This is a genomic window from Serratia sp. CY55921 (assembly GCF_052167655.1).
Classification (GTDB): Bacteria; Pseudomonadota; Gammaproteobacteria; order Enterobacterales; family Enterobacteriaceae; genus Serratia; species Serratia ureilytica.
This window is the reverse complement of the sequence record NZ_JBJNMU010000001.1, coordinates 683,069-696,763: the sequence shown is the minus strand read 5'-3', so window position 1 is coordinate 696,763 and position 13,695 is coordinate 683,069. Positions and strand designations below refer to the sequence as shown.

Annotated in this window: 14 protein-coding genes and 1 pseudogene; 7 read left to right on the top strand and 8 right to left on the bottom strand. The window is 54.6% G+C overall.

The features are described 5' to 3' along the window. Positions 1-107 precede the first annotated feature (107 nt). Positions 108-203: pseudogene (locus ACJ8M3_RS03325) on the top strand (type II toxin-antitoxin system HicB family antitoxin); the annotation flags it as partial. A gap of 29 nt (positions 204-232) precedes the next feature. Here ACJ8M3_RS03325 and tcyN read toward each other — a convergent pair. The 7 genes from tcyN to ACJ8M3_RS03290 all read right to left on the bottom strand — a co-directional run bounded on the left by tcyN (position 233) and on the right by ACJ8M3_RS03290 (position 6,222). Continuing rightward, positions 233-985: an L-cystine ABC transporter ATP-binding protein TcyN gene (gene tcyN / locus ACJ8M3_RS03320; RefSeq protein ID WP_033643496.1), complete on the bottom strand. Its 753-nt coding sequence runs from the start codon at positions 983-985 to the stop codon at positions 233-235. 3 nt (positions 986-988) lie between these two features. Continuing rightward, positions 989-1,651: a cystine ABC transporter permease gene (gene tcyL, locus ACJ8M3_RS03315; RefSeq protein WP_016927326.1), complete on the bottom strand. Its 663-nt coding sequence runs from the start codon at positions 1,649-1,651 to the stop codon at positions 989-991. Next, positions 1,651-2,451 (bottom strand): cystine ABC transporter substrate-binding protein, encoded by an 801-nt coding sequence (gene tcyJ / locus ACJ8M3_RS03310; protein WP_089197172.1) that lies wholly within the window; start codon positions 2,449-2,451, stop codon positions 1,651-1,653. The genes tcyL and tcyJ overlap by 1 nt, the downstream gene beginning before the upstream one ends. A 115-nt stretch (positions 2,452-2,566) precedes the next feature. Further along, a complete protein-coding gene (locus ACJ8M3_RS03305; protein ID WP_033643500.1) occupies positions 2,567-3,559 on the bottom strand; it encodes a D-cysteine desulfhydrase in 993 nt (330 codons plus the stop codon). A 124-nt stretch (positions 3,560-3,683) separates the two neighbouring features. Next, positions 3,684-4,193, bottom strand: a complete 510-nt coding sequence (gene fliZ / locus ACJ8M3_RS03300; protein ID WP_033643501.1) for a flagella biosynthesis regulatory protein FliZ — start codon at positions 4,191-4,193, stop codon at positions 3,684-3,686. A 56-nt stretch (positions 4,194-4,249) separates the two neighbouring features. Further along, positions 4,250-4,972 carry an RNA polymerase sigma factor FliA gene (locus ACJ8M3_RS03295; protein WP_004934752.1) on the bottom strand — a complete coding sequence of 241 codons (723 nt, stop codon included), beginning with the start codon at positions 4,970-4,972 and terminating at the stop codon, positions 4,250-4,252. 182 nt (positions 4,973-5,154) lie between these two features. Next, entirely contained in the window at positions 5,155-6,222 is a 1,068-nt protein-coding gene (locus ACJ8M3_RS03290; RefSeq protein WP_033643502.1) for a flagellin FliC, read from the bottom strand. 281 nt (positions 6,223-6,503) lie between these two features. Between ACJ8M3_RS03290 and fliD the strand changes: the two genes are divergently transcribed. The 4 genes from fliD to ACJ8M3_RS03270 all read left to right on the top strand — a co-directional run bounded on the left by fliD (position 6,504) and on the right by ACJ8M3_RS03270 (position 9,878). Beyond that, positions 6,504-7,904: a flagellar filament capping protein FliD gene (fliD, locus tag ACJ8M3_RS03285; protein ID WP_033643503.1), complete on the top strand. Its 1,401-nt coding sequence runs from the start codon at positions 6,504-6,506 to the stop codon at positions 7,902-7,904. Positions 7,905-7,930: 26 nt separating this feature from the next. Further along, positions 7,931-8,341 carry a flagellar export chaperone FliS gene (gene fliS / locus ACJ8M3_RS03280; protein WP_004934758.1) on the top strand — a complete coding sequence of 137 codons (411 nt, stop codon included), beginning with the start codon at positions 7,931-7,933 and terminating at the stop codon, positions 8,339-8,341. Beyond that, the gene (gene fliT / locus ACJ8M3_RS03275) at positions 8,341-8,709 is read left to right on the top strand and encodes a flagella biosynthesis regulatory protein FliT (RefSeq protein ID WP_033643504.1); all 369 of its coding nucleotides are present in this window, start codon (positions 8,341-8,343) and stop codon (positions 8,707-8,709) included. The genes fliS and fliT overlap by 1 nt, the downstream gene beginning before the upstream one ends. 308 nt (positions 8,710-9,017) lie before the next feature. Continuing rightward, positions 9,018-9,878, top strand: coding sequence for a helix-turn-helix transcriptional regulator (locus ACJ8M3_RS03270; RefSeq protein ID WP_089197173.1), 861 nt, complete (start codon positions 9,018-9,020; stop codon positions 9,876-9,878). Between the two features lie 476 nt (positions 9,879-10,354). Here ACJ8M3_RS03270 and ACJ8M3_RS03265 read toward each other — a convergent pair whose 3' ends face one another. Then, positions 10,355-11,284: a LysR family transcriptional regulator gene (locus tag ACJ8M3_RS03265; RefSeq protein WP_046687329.1), complete on the bottom strand. Its 930-nt coding sequence runs from the start codon at positions 11,282-11,284 to the stop codon at positions 10,355-10,357. A 129-nt stretch (positions 11,285-11,413) separates the two neighbouring features. Here ACJ8M3_RS03265 and ACJ8M3_RS03260 point away from each other — a divergent pair, with 129 nt between their 5' ends. Beyond that, complete coding sequence (locus tag ACJ8M3_RS03260) at positions 11,414-12,013, top strand: FMN-dependent NADH-azoreductase (RefSeq protein WP_069100020.1); 600 nt, start codon at positions 11,414-11,416, stop codon at positions 12,011-12,013. A gap of 710 nt (positions 12,014-12,723) precedes the next feature. Next, positions 12,724-13,635 (top strand): acyltransferase family protein, encoded by a 912-nt coding sequence (locus tag ACJ8M3_RS03255; protein WP_089197174.1) that lies wholly within the window; start codon positions 12,724-12,726, stop codon positions 13,633-13,635. Positions 13,636-13,695 lie beyond the last annotated feature (60 nt).

Sequence of the window (13,695 nt, the reverse complement as noted above, 5' to 3'; positions counted from 1 at the left end):
GTCCGCAGCCCGATCGGCCGTTAGCGTCTTGTTATCCTTACAGGGTGGGGCGTCGCTCATGGACGATGGATTACTCTGCTTGAAAGCCGCGTCAGAGCGCTACGAGACGCATTGACTTTCGGGTTCGGCAATATCCGGGATACGGCAGCCGCAGCGGATTTCTCGCCGCCGCCGCGCGAAACGAATGGTTGAAAGCGGAGTGAATGCGGTCGGGGGAAACGCCCCCGCCGCCTTATTGATTCCGGAACTTGTCGAGGAATTGCTGGGTGCGTTGATGCTGCGGATTGGCGAACAGCGCTTTGGCCGGGCCCTGTTCGACGATGCGGCCGTGATCCATAAAGATAACCCGATCGGCCACGTCGCGAGCGAAGCTCATCTCATGGGTGACGATCACCATGGTGCGTTTCTCTTCCGCCAGTGAGCGCATGGTATTGAGCACTTCCCCCACCAGCTCGGGATCGAGCGCCGACGTCGGCTCGTCGAACAAAATCACCTCCGGCTGCATCGCCAGCGCGCGCGCGATAGCCACCCGCTGCTGCTGCCCGCCGGACAGCCGACGCGGATAAGCCGCCTCTTTGCCGCTCAGGCCCACTTTGGCCAGCAACGCGCGAGCACGCTGTTCGGCGCTGGCTTTCGCCTCGCCTTTAACGATAACCGGCCCTTCAATGATGTTTTCCAGCACCGAACGGTGCGGAAACAGGTTGAAGTTCTGGAACACGAAACCGACCTGCTGACGCAGCGCGCGCACCTGATTTTTCTGTTTGCTCAGCGGCTTGCTGCCGTCGATCCGGATATCGCCGACGCGGATGGTGCCGGAATCCGGCTCCTCCAGCAGGTTGATGCAGCGCAACAAGGTGGTTTTCCCGGAACCGCTCGGCCCGATGATCGCCACCACTTCGCCGGCGTCCACCGCCAGATCGATCCCATGCAGCACCGTCTGACCTTTGAACTGCTTGGTCAATTGCTTAACTTCAATGGCACTCATGCGCTACTCCTGATCCTGGCGATTAACGTGGGCTTCCAGACGGTTTTGCAGTGCGGAAAGCAGGGTCGCCATCACCCAGTAAATCAGCGATGCCGCCAGGTACATGGTGAACACTTCCAGCGTGCGCGAGGTGATCAGCTGCGCCTGGCGGAACAGTTCCGGCACCTGAATGGTGGCGGCCAGCGAAGTGTCTTTCACCAGGCCGATAAAACTGTTGCCCAGCGGCGGCAAGGCGGTGCGCGCCGCCTGCGGCAAGATCACCCGGCGCAGGGTTTGCCAACGGGTCATGCCGATGCTGGCGGCGGCTTCCCACTGCCCTTTATCGATCGACGAAATCGCCGCGCGCAGCGTTTCTGAGGTGTAAGCGGCGGTATTGAGCGACAGGCCAATCAGCGCCGCCGGGAAGGGATCGAATTCAACGCCGAACTGCGGCAGACCGTAATAGATCATAAACAGCTGGGCGATCAACGGCGTACCGCGGAACAGCGACACGTAGATACGCGACAGCCACGACAGCGGCCAAAGCGGTGAAAGGCGCATCAGCGCCAGCAGAAAACCGAGCAGCAACCCCAACGCCATACCGCCCAGGCTGAGCTGAAGCGTCAGTATTGCGCCCTTCAATAAAAATGGCGCTGAATCCAGCGCCAGTTGAATACTTTCGTGCATTATTTAGTTACGTCCGCGCCAAACCATTTCTCGGAGATCTTCGCCATCGTGCCGTCTTTTTGCATCTCGGCGATCGCCTGGTCAATCGCTGCCAGCAGCTCTGGGTTGTTCTTGCGCAGCGCCACGCCGGATTCCTGGCGAGAGAACGCCGGGCCGGCTACCGCCAGCGTATCGCCGGTTTTCTTCACCAGATCCAGCGCCGCCAGGCGATCCACCAGAATGGCGTTGATGCGGCCAACGCGCAGATCCTGATACTTGGTCGGGTCATCGTCGTAGGTGCGCACGTCCACGCCCTGCACGTTCGCGCGCAGCCATTGCTCATAGTTGGTGCCCAGGCCCACGCCAACCTTCTTGCCCTTCAGGTCTTCCGGCTTGGTGATGGTGCCTTCGTTGCCTTTTTTCACCAGCGCCTGAATACCGGAAACGGTGTACGGGGTGGAGAAGTCATATTTCTTCTTGCGCTCATCGGAGAGCGTGACCTGGTTGATAACCACGTCGATACGTTTCGAGTCCAACGACGCCAGCATGCCGTCCCACTTGGTCGGGTTCAGCTTGGCTTTCACGCCCAGATGTTCCGCCAGCGCGTTGGCGAAATCCACTTCAAAACCGGTCAGCTTGCCGTCTTCACCCTGGAAGCTGAACGGCGGATAGGTGCCTTCCAGCCCGACGATCAGCGTGCCACGCTGTTTCACCTGCTGCAGCAGGTTATCGGCGGCGTAGGTTTGCGTCGTCACACCGGCGGCCAACGCAATACCCACCACGCCCAACAACCATTGACGACGAACTTTCGCAAACATCATAAACACCCCTGTGTGTTATTTATCTTTTTTGATATCAGCACTTTAACAGTGCGACCGCCCGCATAAAGGAATATAACTTTATAAATATAGTTCAAAATGGAATAACAAGCGGCATTTACACCTGCGGATGGTAGGCGAACAGCGCCGGCGCACCGCCGGTGTGAACGAACAGGATGGGCCCTTCGTCGCGGAAACGCCGCTGGGCGATGCCGTCGATCAAACCGGCCATCGCTTTGCCGGTATATACCGGATCCAGCAATACCCCCTCTTGCTGCGCCAGCAGCTGCACCGCCGCCATGCCTTCTTCATTCGGCATGCCGTACTGCGGCGCGAAGTAATCGTCCCACAGCGCGATCGGCGCCAGTTCGTCGATATTCAGCGAACAGGCCAGGGCTTTCTGGATTTGTTCCACCTTCGGCAACTGATCGATCACGGTGCGCGAGACCGTCACGCCGATCAACTCGGTTTCAGGCAGCAGCTGTTGCAGTCCCACCGCCAGCCCGGCGTGGGTGCCTGCGCTGCCGGACGCCACCACCACCGAACTGAACGCCACGTTGCTGCGTTGGCTCTGTTCGGCGATTTCCAATGCGCACTGCACGTATCCCAGCGCGCCCAGCGCATTGGAGCCGCCCACCGGCACCACGTAAGGCCGGAAGCCCTGCGCCTCGAGGCGCGTCGCCAGCTCCGCCAGTTGCTGCTGCGGATCGTGCAGCGCTTCGCACATCACCACTTCGGCGTTGAACAAGCCGAGCAACAGGCGGTTGCCGTTGGTCAGGTAGTTTTCCGCGCGGGTATCGATAGGGTTTTCCAGCAGCGCGACACAGTGCAGGCCCAGTTTCGCCGCCACCGCCGCCGTCTGGCGCACGTGATTGGATTGAATGGCGCCGGCGGTAACCAGCGTATCGGCGCCTTGCCTCAGCGCATCGGCAGCCAGAAACTCAAGCTTTCTCAGCTTGTTGCCGCCCAGGGCCATAGGGGTGACATCGTCACGTTTAAGGTAGATTTCACGGCCGAGATAATCGGAGAGACGGGACAGTTTTTCCAGCGGCGTGGCGACGCCAACCAGATCCAGACGCGGAAATTGCGCCAGTTGTTGTTGCAGGTTCACTACTTCCCCCCAGGGAATCGAGTATCAACATCTGATAACCGATAGATTTAGCAGATGTGAACTGAATAATCATCCTTTATCACGGGGGGATCCGCAGACCCCGGCCCAGCGGCCGGGGAAAATCTCAGTAGCTGCGCTGCCAGGCGAGATACTGATCGTATTTGCGCAGCGCAATGCGGTAGTTGTTGTGCGCTGCGGTAGGCAGATCGTCGATAATGCGCTGATGGCTGGCGCAGTTGGCGAACTTGTCCGCCGGGTAATTACGCGCCACCAGCATTTCGTCCAGCCGGCGCAGCCGCACCACGTACTCGCGAATGGTGCTGTGGCTCATCTCGGTCTGTTCGAACAGATACTGCTTGAACGCCATGATGTCGAAATAGCTCGGGTGGCTGTTGCAGGAAATCTCGCTGCAAAAGCGGCACAGCGCGGTCAGCTCATGCTGCACGTTTTGCCAGACCGCATCGTCGATCGGCTGGTCCATGCGCGCGATGGCTTCTTTATTGATTATCTTGCCGCGAAACACCAGCGCCATGCGGTCCAACAATTTACCGCACTGAGAGCAATGGGTCTGGCTGTGCTTGTAATCTTTCAGGTAACGGCTAAGCGGCCGTTTCTTCAACAGTATTCCTGGCATAAGGGGCAGTCCGATTGTCGCATGAGTCATCGAGTTGAGGGGGCGGCAGCCCGCCGTCAGGTATCGTTCGCCAGCCGCGCACGCAGCCGTTTGATCGCCTGACTGTGCAGTTGACTGACGCGGGATTCCCCGACGTCCAGCACGGCGCCGATCTCTTTGAGATTCAACTCTTCCTGGTAATACAGCGTCAGCACCATTTTTTCGCGCTCCGGCAACGCCTCGATGGCGTCGATCACTCGCTGGCGCAGGCTGCCTTCCAACAGGTGATGCAGCGGGTTGGCCTCTTCATGCCCTTCCAGCATCGGTTCCGCGTTTTCGCCATGCTCCTCGCGCCATTCGTCGTAAGAGAAAAGCTGGCTGTTATTGGTGTCCAACAGAATTTGACGGTACTCATCCAGCGAGATATTCAGCGTCTGCGCCACTTCCGTCTCGCTCGCCGGCCGGCCATAACGCTGTTCCAGTTGCCGCATCACCTGCGCGACCTCGCGCGCGTGGCGCCGCACGCTGCGCGGCACCCAGTCGCGGCTGCGCAGCTCGTCGAGCATCGCGCCGCGAATGCGCTGCACCGCATAGGTGGTAAAGGCGGTTCCCTGTAGGGCGTCATAACGCTCAACGGCGTTCAATAACCCGATTCCCCCGGCCTGCAGCAAGTCGTCAAGCTCCACGCTGGCGGGCAACCTGACCTGCAGGCGCAGCGCCTCGTGGCGCACTAACGGGACGTAGCGCAGCCAGAGAGAATTTTTGTCCATCACGCCTTCGGCGGTATACAGATCGCTCACTATGTCTTAAACCTGCGGATAAGAGAGTCAGCGCTATTATGCGTAGGGGGCGAAATGCCAATCGGCTGAACAGTCGCACAAAACGGGCTTTATTTGCGCCATGTAATAACCGCGCGGTGCGCGAGCATAAAAAAACCCCGCCGAAGCGGGGTTTCTTTGCGACAGTTAATCGGGAGAGACGATTAACGCAGCAGGGACAGAACGTTCTGAGTAGACTGGTTAGCCTGTGCCAGAACAGAGGTGCCAGCCTGTTGCAGGATGTTGGCACGGCTCATGTTGGACACTTCGGTCGCGTAGTCAGCATCCTGAATACGGGACTGAGAAGCGGACAGGTTGTTCACGGTGCTGTTCAGGTTGTTGATAACAGAATCGAAACGGTTCTGTACCGCACCCAGAGAAGAACGCAGGCCGTCAACCTGTGCCAGCGCTTTGTCCAGGGTTGCCAGTGGATCTTTAACGTCAGTAACGTCAGCACCCTTGGTTACAACGCCTTTGTCGTCGATTTTCGCAGTAGCGTAGGTTTTTGCGCCAGTCGCTGCATCAGTAGTCTGAATGTAGTAACCTTCTTTACCGTCTTTGTCTTTACCGGAAACCAGAGTCGCTTTCTCTAAAGCGCCACCAGTTTTGGAAGATTCAGCCAGGTCGAAAGCAACATCTTTACCGGTGTCATCTTTAACCATGGCTTTATCGGCAATTGCAGAGCCAATTTTGGTGCCTTTTTCGGTTACATCGAAACCAGTCAGACCCAGTTTGCCAGAATCGATCTTCTGCAGGTCGATATCGATGGTTTCACCGTCGTTAGCGCCAACCTGGATAGTCAGTTTCTGATCGCTGCTCAGCACTTTCACGCCGTTGAAGTCAGTCTGCTCGGAGATACGGTTGATTTCCGACATGCGCTGAGTGATTTCGTCCTGGATGGATTTCAGGTCGCTGGTGGAGTTAGAACCGTTCTGCGCCTGTACGGTCAGACGACGGATGTTCTGCAGGTTGTCGTTAACTTCGTTCAGTGCGCCTTCAGTGGTCTGCGCCAGAGAGATACCGTCGTTGGCGTTACGGGAAGCCTGAGTCAGGCCTTTGATGTTAGCGGTGAAACGGTTGGAGATCGCCTGACCCGCAGCATCGTCTTTCGCGCTGTTGATACGCAGACCGGAAGACAGACGCTCAATCGCAGTGCCCAGAGAAGACTGAGATTTGTTCAGGTTGTTCTGCGCCATCAGAGACAGGCTGTTAGTGTTGATTACTTGTGCCATTGTTTGCTTTCCTTACGAGTCAGTTGCGTTCTTCGCAACACAGTTAAAAGGTTCGGGCTTGTTTGCCCACGGCGTCAACCACCGTCCCCTCAGGTATCGGCCCTCCCCTAACAACCTTTAGAATTTTTTTAATTTTTTTTGCGTCCGCCGCAATGGCGGAAATAACGCGGTTTTTCCCTCTTCTATTGCGCCATCGGTTTTTTGTTTTTTTCGGTAAACTTTTTCATCACTGGGCCGATAACGCGTAAAGCGAATAAAGTCATAATCAAGGAGAATTACCCATGGCAACGATCAGTTCATTAGGTCTCGGCTCAGGACTCGACCTCAATGGCCTGCTGGACAAGCTGACTAAAGCGGAACAACAGCGCCTGACCCCTTACACCACCAAACAATCCAGCTATAAAGCCCAGTTGACCGGTTACGGCACGCTGAAGGGCGCGTTGGAAAAATTCGACAACCTCAGCAAAGAGATGGCGAAAGAGGACTTCTTCAAGGCCACCACCGCCACCGAACATGACGCCTTCAAGATCACCACCAACGCCAAGGCGGTGCCGGGCAACTATGTGGTGGAAGTGAAGAACCTGGCGCAGGCGCAAACCCTGACCACTCAGGCGAAAGTCAGCGACCAGGGCGAAAAATTAGGTAAAGAAGGCATCACCAACCGCTCTCTGACCATCACCGCCGGCAACCCGCCGAAAGAAACCAAAATCCCGCTCAGCGACGATCAAACCTCGCTGGTTGAGATGCGCGACGCCATCAACGGCGCCAAGGCCGGCGTCACCGCCAGCATCATGCGCGTCGGCGACAACGACTACCAGCTGGCGATCAGCTCTTCCACCACCGGCGAAAACAACAAGATCTCCCTCCAGGTCGACAATGACGACAAACTGGGCGATATCCTGAACTACAACGCCACCCGCGGCACCACCACCGCCATGAAGCAGACGGTCGCGCCGCAGGACGCGGAGCTGATGGTGAACGGCACGGCCATCAAACGCAGCACCAACTCGATCAGCGATGCCCTGCAGGGCGTCACCATCGATCTGAAAACCAAAACCAAAACCGATGAACCGCAACACCTGGTGATCAGCACCAACACCGCCGGCACCACCGACAAGATCAAAGAGTGGGTCGACAGCTATAACTCGCTGCTGGACACCTTCAACTCGCTGTCCAAGTTCACCCCGGTGAAAACCGGCGAAGCGCCAAACCCAACCAACGGCCCGCTGCTGGGCGACAACACCCTGCGCGGCATTCAGTCGTCGATCAAAAGCGCGCTGAGCGCCGCCCAGGACAACCCGGAGTTGAAAGGCCTGGGCAACCTCGGCATTTCCACCAACACCAAAACCGGCAAGTTGGAAATCGACAGCGCCAAGCTGAAGAAAGCGATGGATGAGAAGCCGGATCAGGTCAGCAACTTCTTCGTCGGTAACGGCAAAGACACCGGCATGGCCACCGAGATCCACAACGAGATCCAGAGCTACATCAAATCCGGCGGCATCATCGAGAACTCGACCAAAAGCATCAACACTAACCTCGATCGCCTGAACAGCCAGATCACCACGGTCACGGCCAGCATTCAAAACACCATCGATCGTTATAAACAACAGTTCGTTCAGCTGGATACCATGATGTCGAAAATGAACGGCACCAGTAACTATTTGGCTCAACAGTTCAAGTAACCCTTTAACAAGGCAAAGAAAACAGCATGTATAACCGTAGCGGCACTCAGGCCTATGCACAGGTCAGTCTGGAAAGCGGCGCCATGAGCGCCAGCCCGCACCAGTTAATCGTGATGTTGTTCGACGGGGCGCTCAGCGCCCTGCTTCGCGCACGCATCCTGATGAACCAGGGCGATATCGCCGGCAAAGGCATGGCGCTCTCCAAAGCCATCAACATCATCGACAACGGCCTGAAAAGCGGCCTCGATCCTCAGCAGGGCGGCGAGATCGCCGAAAACCTGGCGGCGTTATACGACTATATGAAGCGTCGCCTGATGCAGGCCAATCTGCACAACGACGAAGCGGCGATTGCCGAGGTGGTCAAACTGCTGGAAAACATCGCCGACGCCTGGCGCCAGATCGGCCCCAACTACCAACCTTCGCAGGACGCCGTGTAATGGAACGTCAACAGCAGCTGTTAGCCGCTTATCAACAAATTTACACCCTGAGCAGCCAGATGATCGCGCTGGCGCAAACCGGGCGCTGGGAAGAGCTCGTCGAGCTTGAATTCGCCTACGTGACGGCGGTGGAAAAAACCGCCGCCTTTACCGGGCAAGCCGGCCCGTCCATGGCGTTGCAGGAGATGTTGCGCAATAAGCTGCAACAGATCCTCGACAACGAAACCGAGCTCAAACGTCTGTTGCAGCAACGGATGGATGAGCTGAAAACGCTTATTGAACAGTCGACGCGCCAAAACGTGGTCAACAACACCTACGGCCAGTTTCATGACCGCGCGCTGCTGCTGGGAGAGCCACAGGTCCGATAAGATCGACAATACTGACGAAAATGGATTAAATAGCACTATGCGCTATTACCCTCGGGTTACGTTAGGATATTAATCTATGGCATTTGAATTATTCAGTTTATGGGTAATTGGTAAAATGCGCGCTTCGAGCCTGGCTCTCACTTTAATGGATAAACATCATCCCGACACGGACGTTTTCTGTTCATCAGGAAATTGATTTTTGATAGATAAAACTCGCCGCTGTGTTTCACGGCCCATGGAAAAATGTTGCTCCAGCGCGGATCAAAGCGTAAAGATATTCCCAGATAATGGCTGCGAAATGAATATCGATGGAACGTACAATTAATCTCTGTCCTGGAATTGGCGCCTCAGCGCACATCATTCAGTATACTGAATTATTATTCCCTTCAGTCTATTTTGAGCAACCACATCTGTATCTGATACAACAAGGCCATAAGCGCGTACGCTGGCAACAACACGAAGTGGTCGCTCATCCCGGCGAGCTGTTGATTATCGACGGCGGGCAAACGGTGGACATTATTAACGGCCCGTCCGAAGACGGCGTATTCAGTTGCCAACTGCTGACCTGCGATCCCCTGTTGCTCACCGTCCAACCTCCGGCCGAGGAAACGCCGGCGGCGATGCCGTTCGATGCCGTCCTGGCGCTGCGCAATCTGCCCTGCGCCCTAAAGCACAGTTTTGAAACCACCGGCCTGGCGCTGACGCTGCGGCAACGCTTTCCCACCATCATCGTGCGGCACAAAATGCTGGAAATTCTGCTGTGGCTGGCCCAATTCGGCATTCGCTTTATTCACAACGAAGCCAAGGATCTGACGCAGCGGGTGCGTCGCTGCCTGGCGACCGATCCGCACAGCATTTGGACGGCGGCCAAAGTCGCGGAGAGCCTGTCGATGAGTGAGGTGATGTTGCGCCGCAAACTGTCGATGGAAAACACCGCGTTGCGTAACCTGATGATCGACGTCCGGATGAGCAGCGCGCTGGCCCTGCTGCAATCGACCGACTGGCCGATTTCCGCCATCGCGCAGCATGTGGGTTATGAAAGCGCGTCGCGTTTCGCCGAACGTTTTCGCAAACGCTTCGGTTTCGCGCCTACCGCCATTCGCGGCCACCAAAGGATTATGGAACCCGGCTCTCAGGGCATTGAGGCGATGGTCGCCGGAGAAACATAAATAGACGCGCAACAAAATGGCTTTATTTAACACAAGTCCCTAACGGTTGTAACAACGCTGAGATACGCTAAGCCACGTCCATCCGCCGAAAGCGAATTAAACGATGCGCAATGAAAAGCGATTATTTTCTCTGGCAATAATGTTGTTGGGGCTGTGGCTGTTAGCCTTACTGTATGAAGAAGACATGATGCGTTTACTGGCCGCACAATAAAACGGCCAGGCTTTTTATCGCCTGGTCAGACTTCAATCCAGTTTGACCAACACGCCAATTAACGCGACTAACACCGCCAGCATTAAAATACTGATCAGGCGCCATCTGGATTCGCTTTTACTGCTCATTGACCTGCCTCGAATAATAACCCTACTAATAAGGCCATAATAAACGCTCACCGGCACATTCAATAAGCCTGACAGCACAATGTTCGCCCCTCTATTCGGGACATTGCCCCCATTTCCTGTCGGTTGCGACGCGGCGATTACCGCTGCGATAACGGCGGCGGCACAAGCGCCAATTTTGCGGGCAGCTCAGCCACCAGTTTGTCCACCGCCAGCCGCACCTTGAGCGGCTGGTAAGGCATATAAGGCCACACCACGTTGACCGGGAAACTGAGGTTGGACTCACCGCGCATGATCTCCACCAACGTCCCCGCCATCAGCCGCTCGCGCACCAGCCACTCCGGCAGCCAGGCAATACCGGCACCGGCGGATATCGCATCGACGATCCCCTGCATATCATCCATCATCATCTTGGCCGGGGGGCTGAATGATTGCAGCTCACCGTTTTCGCCACGCAGCTGCCACGGCAGCACGGCGCCGGCGTGCAGATACCCCACCGCCTGATGCCGGCTTAACGCTTCCACCGTGCTCGGCTCGCCGCAGCGCCGCACGTAGTCGGGCGACGCGCACAGGAGCATGCCATGTTCGCCCAGACGTCGGGCAACCAAACTGCCGCTGTCCGCCAGTTCGCCGATGCGCACTGCCAGATCGAATCCCTCGTCGACGAGATCGATCCTGCGGTCGCTGAATGAGATTTCCAGCGTCAGTAACGGATGCTCATTCGCCAGCGCCGTCAACAAGGGCGCAATGCACAGGTGGCCGAACAGCACCGGCACCGAGACTCTGAGCCGGCCGCTGACCTGCATCTTGCCGCTGTCGAGCTGGTTTTCCGCCGCCTGAACGTTCGCCAACGCCTGTCGACAGTGTTCATAGTACAGCGCGCCTTCGTCCGTCAGGCTCAGGCTGCGCGTCGTGCGCATAAACAGCATCACGCCCAGCCGCGCCTCCAGACGCGACACGATTTTGCTGACCGCAGAACGCGTCAGATGCAGTTTCTCTGCGGCGGCGGCGAAACTGCCGCCTTCCGCTACGGCAACAAAGGCCGGCAGCGCACTCAGATCGCTTTTCATCTTAATGTTGCCAATATGGAATCAATTAGGTGAAAACCTATCACCACTGGTGAACCTTAAGCAATGATAACCTGCAGTCATTCCGGAGTCCCCGGTGAAAACCACAGATTACCGTCAGAGGACAACAGCATGAAAAAAATACTGGCTCTCAAATCCAGCATTATGGGAAATGACTCGCAGACCAATAACCTGATTGACCGCTATCTGGCGGCGCGCAAAGCGAAAGGATACGACGATCGGATCGTCGAACACGATCTGACGGCGCTGGATCTGCCGGTGTTGGACGGCGAGCTGTTCAGCGCGCTGCGCGGCGCGGAAAATGTCAGCCCGCGCGCCAAAGCCACGGTGGCGCTCTCCGATCAACTGATTGCCGAACTGAAAGAGAGCGACCTGTTACTGATCGGGGCGCCGATGTACAACCTCAACGTGCCGACTCAGCTGAAAAACTGGTTCGATCTGGTGGCCCGCGCCCGGATGACCTTCAACTATACCGCCACCTACCCAGTGGGGCTGGTGGAAGGCGTCAATGCGGTGGTCTTCAGTTCACGCGGCGGCATGCACGCCGGGCATCCGACCGACGCCGTAACGCCCTACCTGCGCTCGGTGCTGGGGCTGATGGGGATCGGCGACGTGCAATTCATCTATGCCGAAGGGCTGGACATGAAGCCGCACGGCCGCGACCAGGGGCTGGCAAGCGCCCACCAGCGCATCGTGGCGTTAGCGGGCTAAAGTCACCGCATTGAGTATCCATTGACGTAGTCTCCATAAGTGACCTCTCTGATACATGCCGGATCAGAGGGGGCATTTTAGCTACACTTGGGATAAAACCATTAACACTCGCCACCAATTTCCAGCGGTATTGCGCCATAAATACTGCTTAAAATACGACGAAGTAAACATGATTAAAATGACCACTCGTTCTTTCAGCTTACAACGCCTAAAAAACTGGCCAGTATTGCTACACCTTCAAGTTTCGACATCATACATTTGAAAACAGAGATACTCATGGCAGCACTATTCTTTTGAAAAGTGCCCCCTAAACCGCCACTCTCAGTGACCACTCAACATAATGGCAATTAGGAGCGGCTGTTATTGGTACCGAAAAACGACTCATATCATTGAGACAATTAACACATTGGTCGGAGCTCTTTCGCTATTCGAAGGAAAACATTCACTATAGAAATGTTAACACACTATCGAATTCATTATGAACGCACAGATAACATACAAACCTCCTTTGACTCTCTCCGTAGAAGTCCGTCTACCCTCCTTTTTAACTCTCCATCATAGTCCGGGCAGCATGGAATCAATGCCGTGTGATTTATCTTAATTCAGTACAGAACACCACGTCTAACTTGCTAATCATTAAAAAATAGGCTATCTATATCGCTATTGTTTCACTTCCTGCCTTATGAAACCACATATCTGAAGGGTATAAAATGCAAAAACAGAAAATCGGTGGCCTCTGTCTGTTACAGGTTATCTTGTGTGTTTTTGTTGTATTAATTCACACTAGGCCTTTTATAAATTATCCATTCATAAATTCAATCACTTCGAACGGTATATTTAGAATAGCAGTACCTTTATTTTTTGTGATGAATGGGTATTTTTTTAGCTTCGACAAAGAACAATTTCTTTCTAAATTAAAAAAGATTTTTGTTATTTACGCATTCCTATTGATGTTATTTTCCCCACTCTGGCTTGATTTATCATCACCTTATGGGATAATGAAAACACTGACCTATAACATCGTCATTGGATGGCATCACCTATGGTATTTGTCATCACTCATCGTCGCTTCCGTTATTATTTATATAATGCGCAATAAAACCGGGTTATTATTAATAGTATCCATCCTTCTATTTATTGCATCCTATTTTATTCAGAATTCTTATCTTTTAATCGACGGAGATATATTTGAAAAGTTAAACAGCAAGCTATACCTTTATAGGAACGCATTGACATTCGCTGTACCTTTCATGCTGATAGGGGTTTATATTAGAAAGAATGAGAATTTAAAGGTTTCGTTGCCATTGCTGGCGATTTCCATTGTGGCATTGTTAACTGAAGTTATAATTTTCGCACTAGCGGAAACGAAAGATAACATGGCGCGGGATTTATATGTCACATTGATATTCACAGCACCAGCACTCTTTATATTCTTTAAAAACATGGCATTATCATTCGAAGAAAAAGTTTCTGGGAGAGTTTACTTTTATCACCCAATCTGCGAAATGATGTTCAAATTTGCAGGGTATACGGGTGGTCTGGTTATCTCTACTGCGACCCTTGCCTTTGCCTTTACTTTCGCCATCGTCATAGAGAAGATGAAAGAGAAAAACATGTTCTAACACCCTATTTGTCGCGAACTAAGTAGAAGCCTATTTAGTTCGCGAGTGCGCGAATTCGCT

Coding starts and splice junctions, on each gene's coding strand:
- tcyN (WP_033643496.1), bottom strand. CDS start 985: ATGAGTGCCATTGAAGTTAAGCAATTGACCAAGCAGTTCAAAGGTCAG.
- tcyL (WP_016927326.1), bottom strand. CDS start 1,651: ATGCACGAAAGTATTCAACTGGCGCTGGATTCAGCGCCATTTTTATTG.
- tcyJ (WP_089197172.1), bottom strand. CDS start 2,451: ATGATGTTTGCGAAAGTTCGTCGTCAATGGTTGTTGGGCGTGGTGGGT.
- fliZ (WP_033643501.1), bottom strand. CDS start 4,193: ATGCCAGGAATACTGTTGAAGAAACGGCCGCTTAGCCGTTACCTGAAA.
- ACJ8M3_RS03290 (WP_033643502.1), bottom strand. CDS start 6,222: ATGGCACAAGTAATCAACACTAACAGCCTGTCTCTGATGGCGCAGAAC.
- fliD (WP_033643503.1), top strand. CDS start 6,504: ATGGCAACGATCAGTTCATTAGGTCTCGGCTCAGGACTCGACCTCAAT.
- fliS (WP_004934758.1), top strand. CDS start 7,931: ATGTATAACCGTAGCGGCACTCAGGCCTATGCACAGGTCAGTCTGGAA.
- fliT (WP_033643504.1), top strand. CDS start 8,341: ATGGAACGTCAACAGCAGCTGTTAGCCGCTTATCAACAAATTTACACC.
- ACJ8M3_RS03270 (WP_089197173.1), top strand. CDS start 9,018: ATGGAACGTACAATTAATCTCTGTCCTGGAATTGGCGCCTCAGCGCAC.
- ACJ8M3_RS03265 (WP_046687329.1), bottom strand. CDS start 11,284: ATGAAAAGCGATCTGAGTGCGCTGCCGGCCTTTGTTGCCGTAGCGGAA.
- ACJ8M3_RS03260 (WP_069100020.1), top strand. CDS start 11,414: ATGAAAAAAATACTGGCTCTCAAATCCAGCATTATGGGAAATGACTCG.
- ACJ8M3_RS03255 (WP_089197174.1), top strand. CDS start 12,724: ATGCAAAAACAGAAAATCGGTGGCCTCTGTCTGTTACAGGTTATCTTG.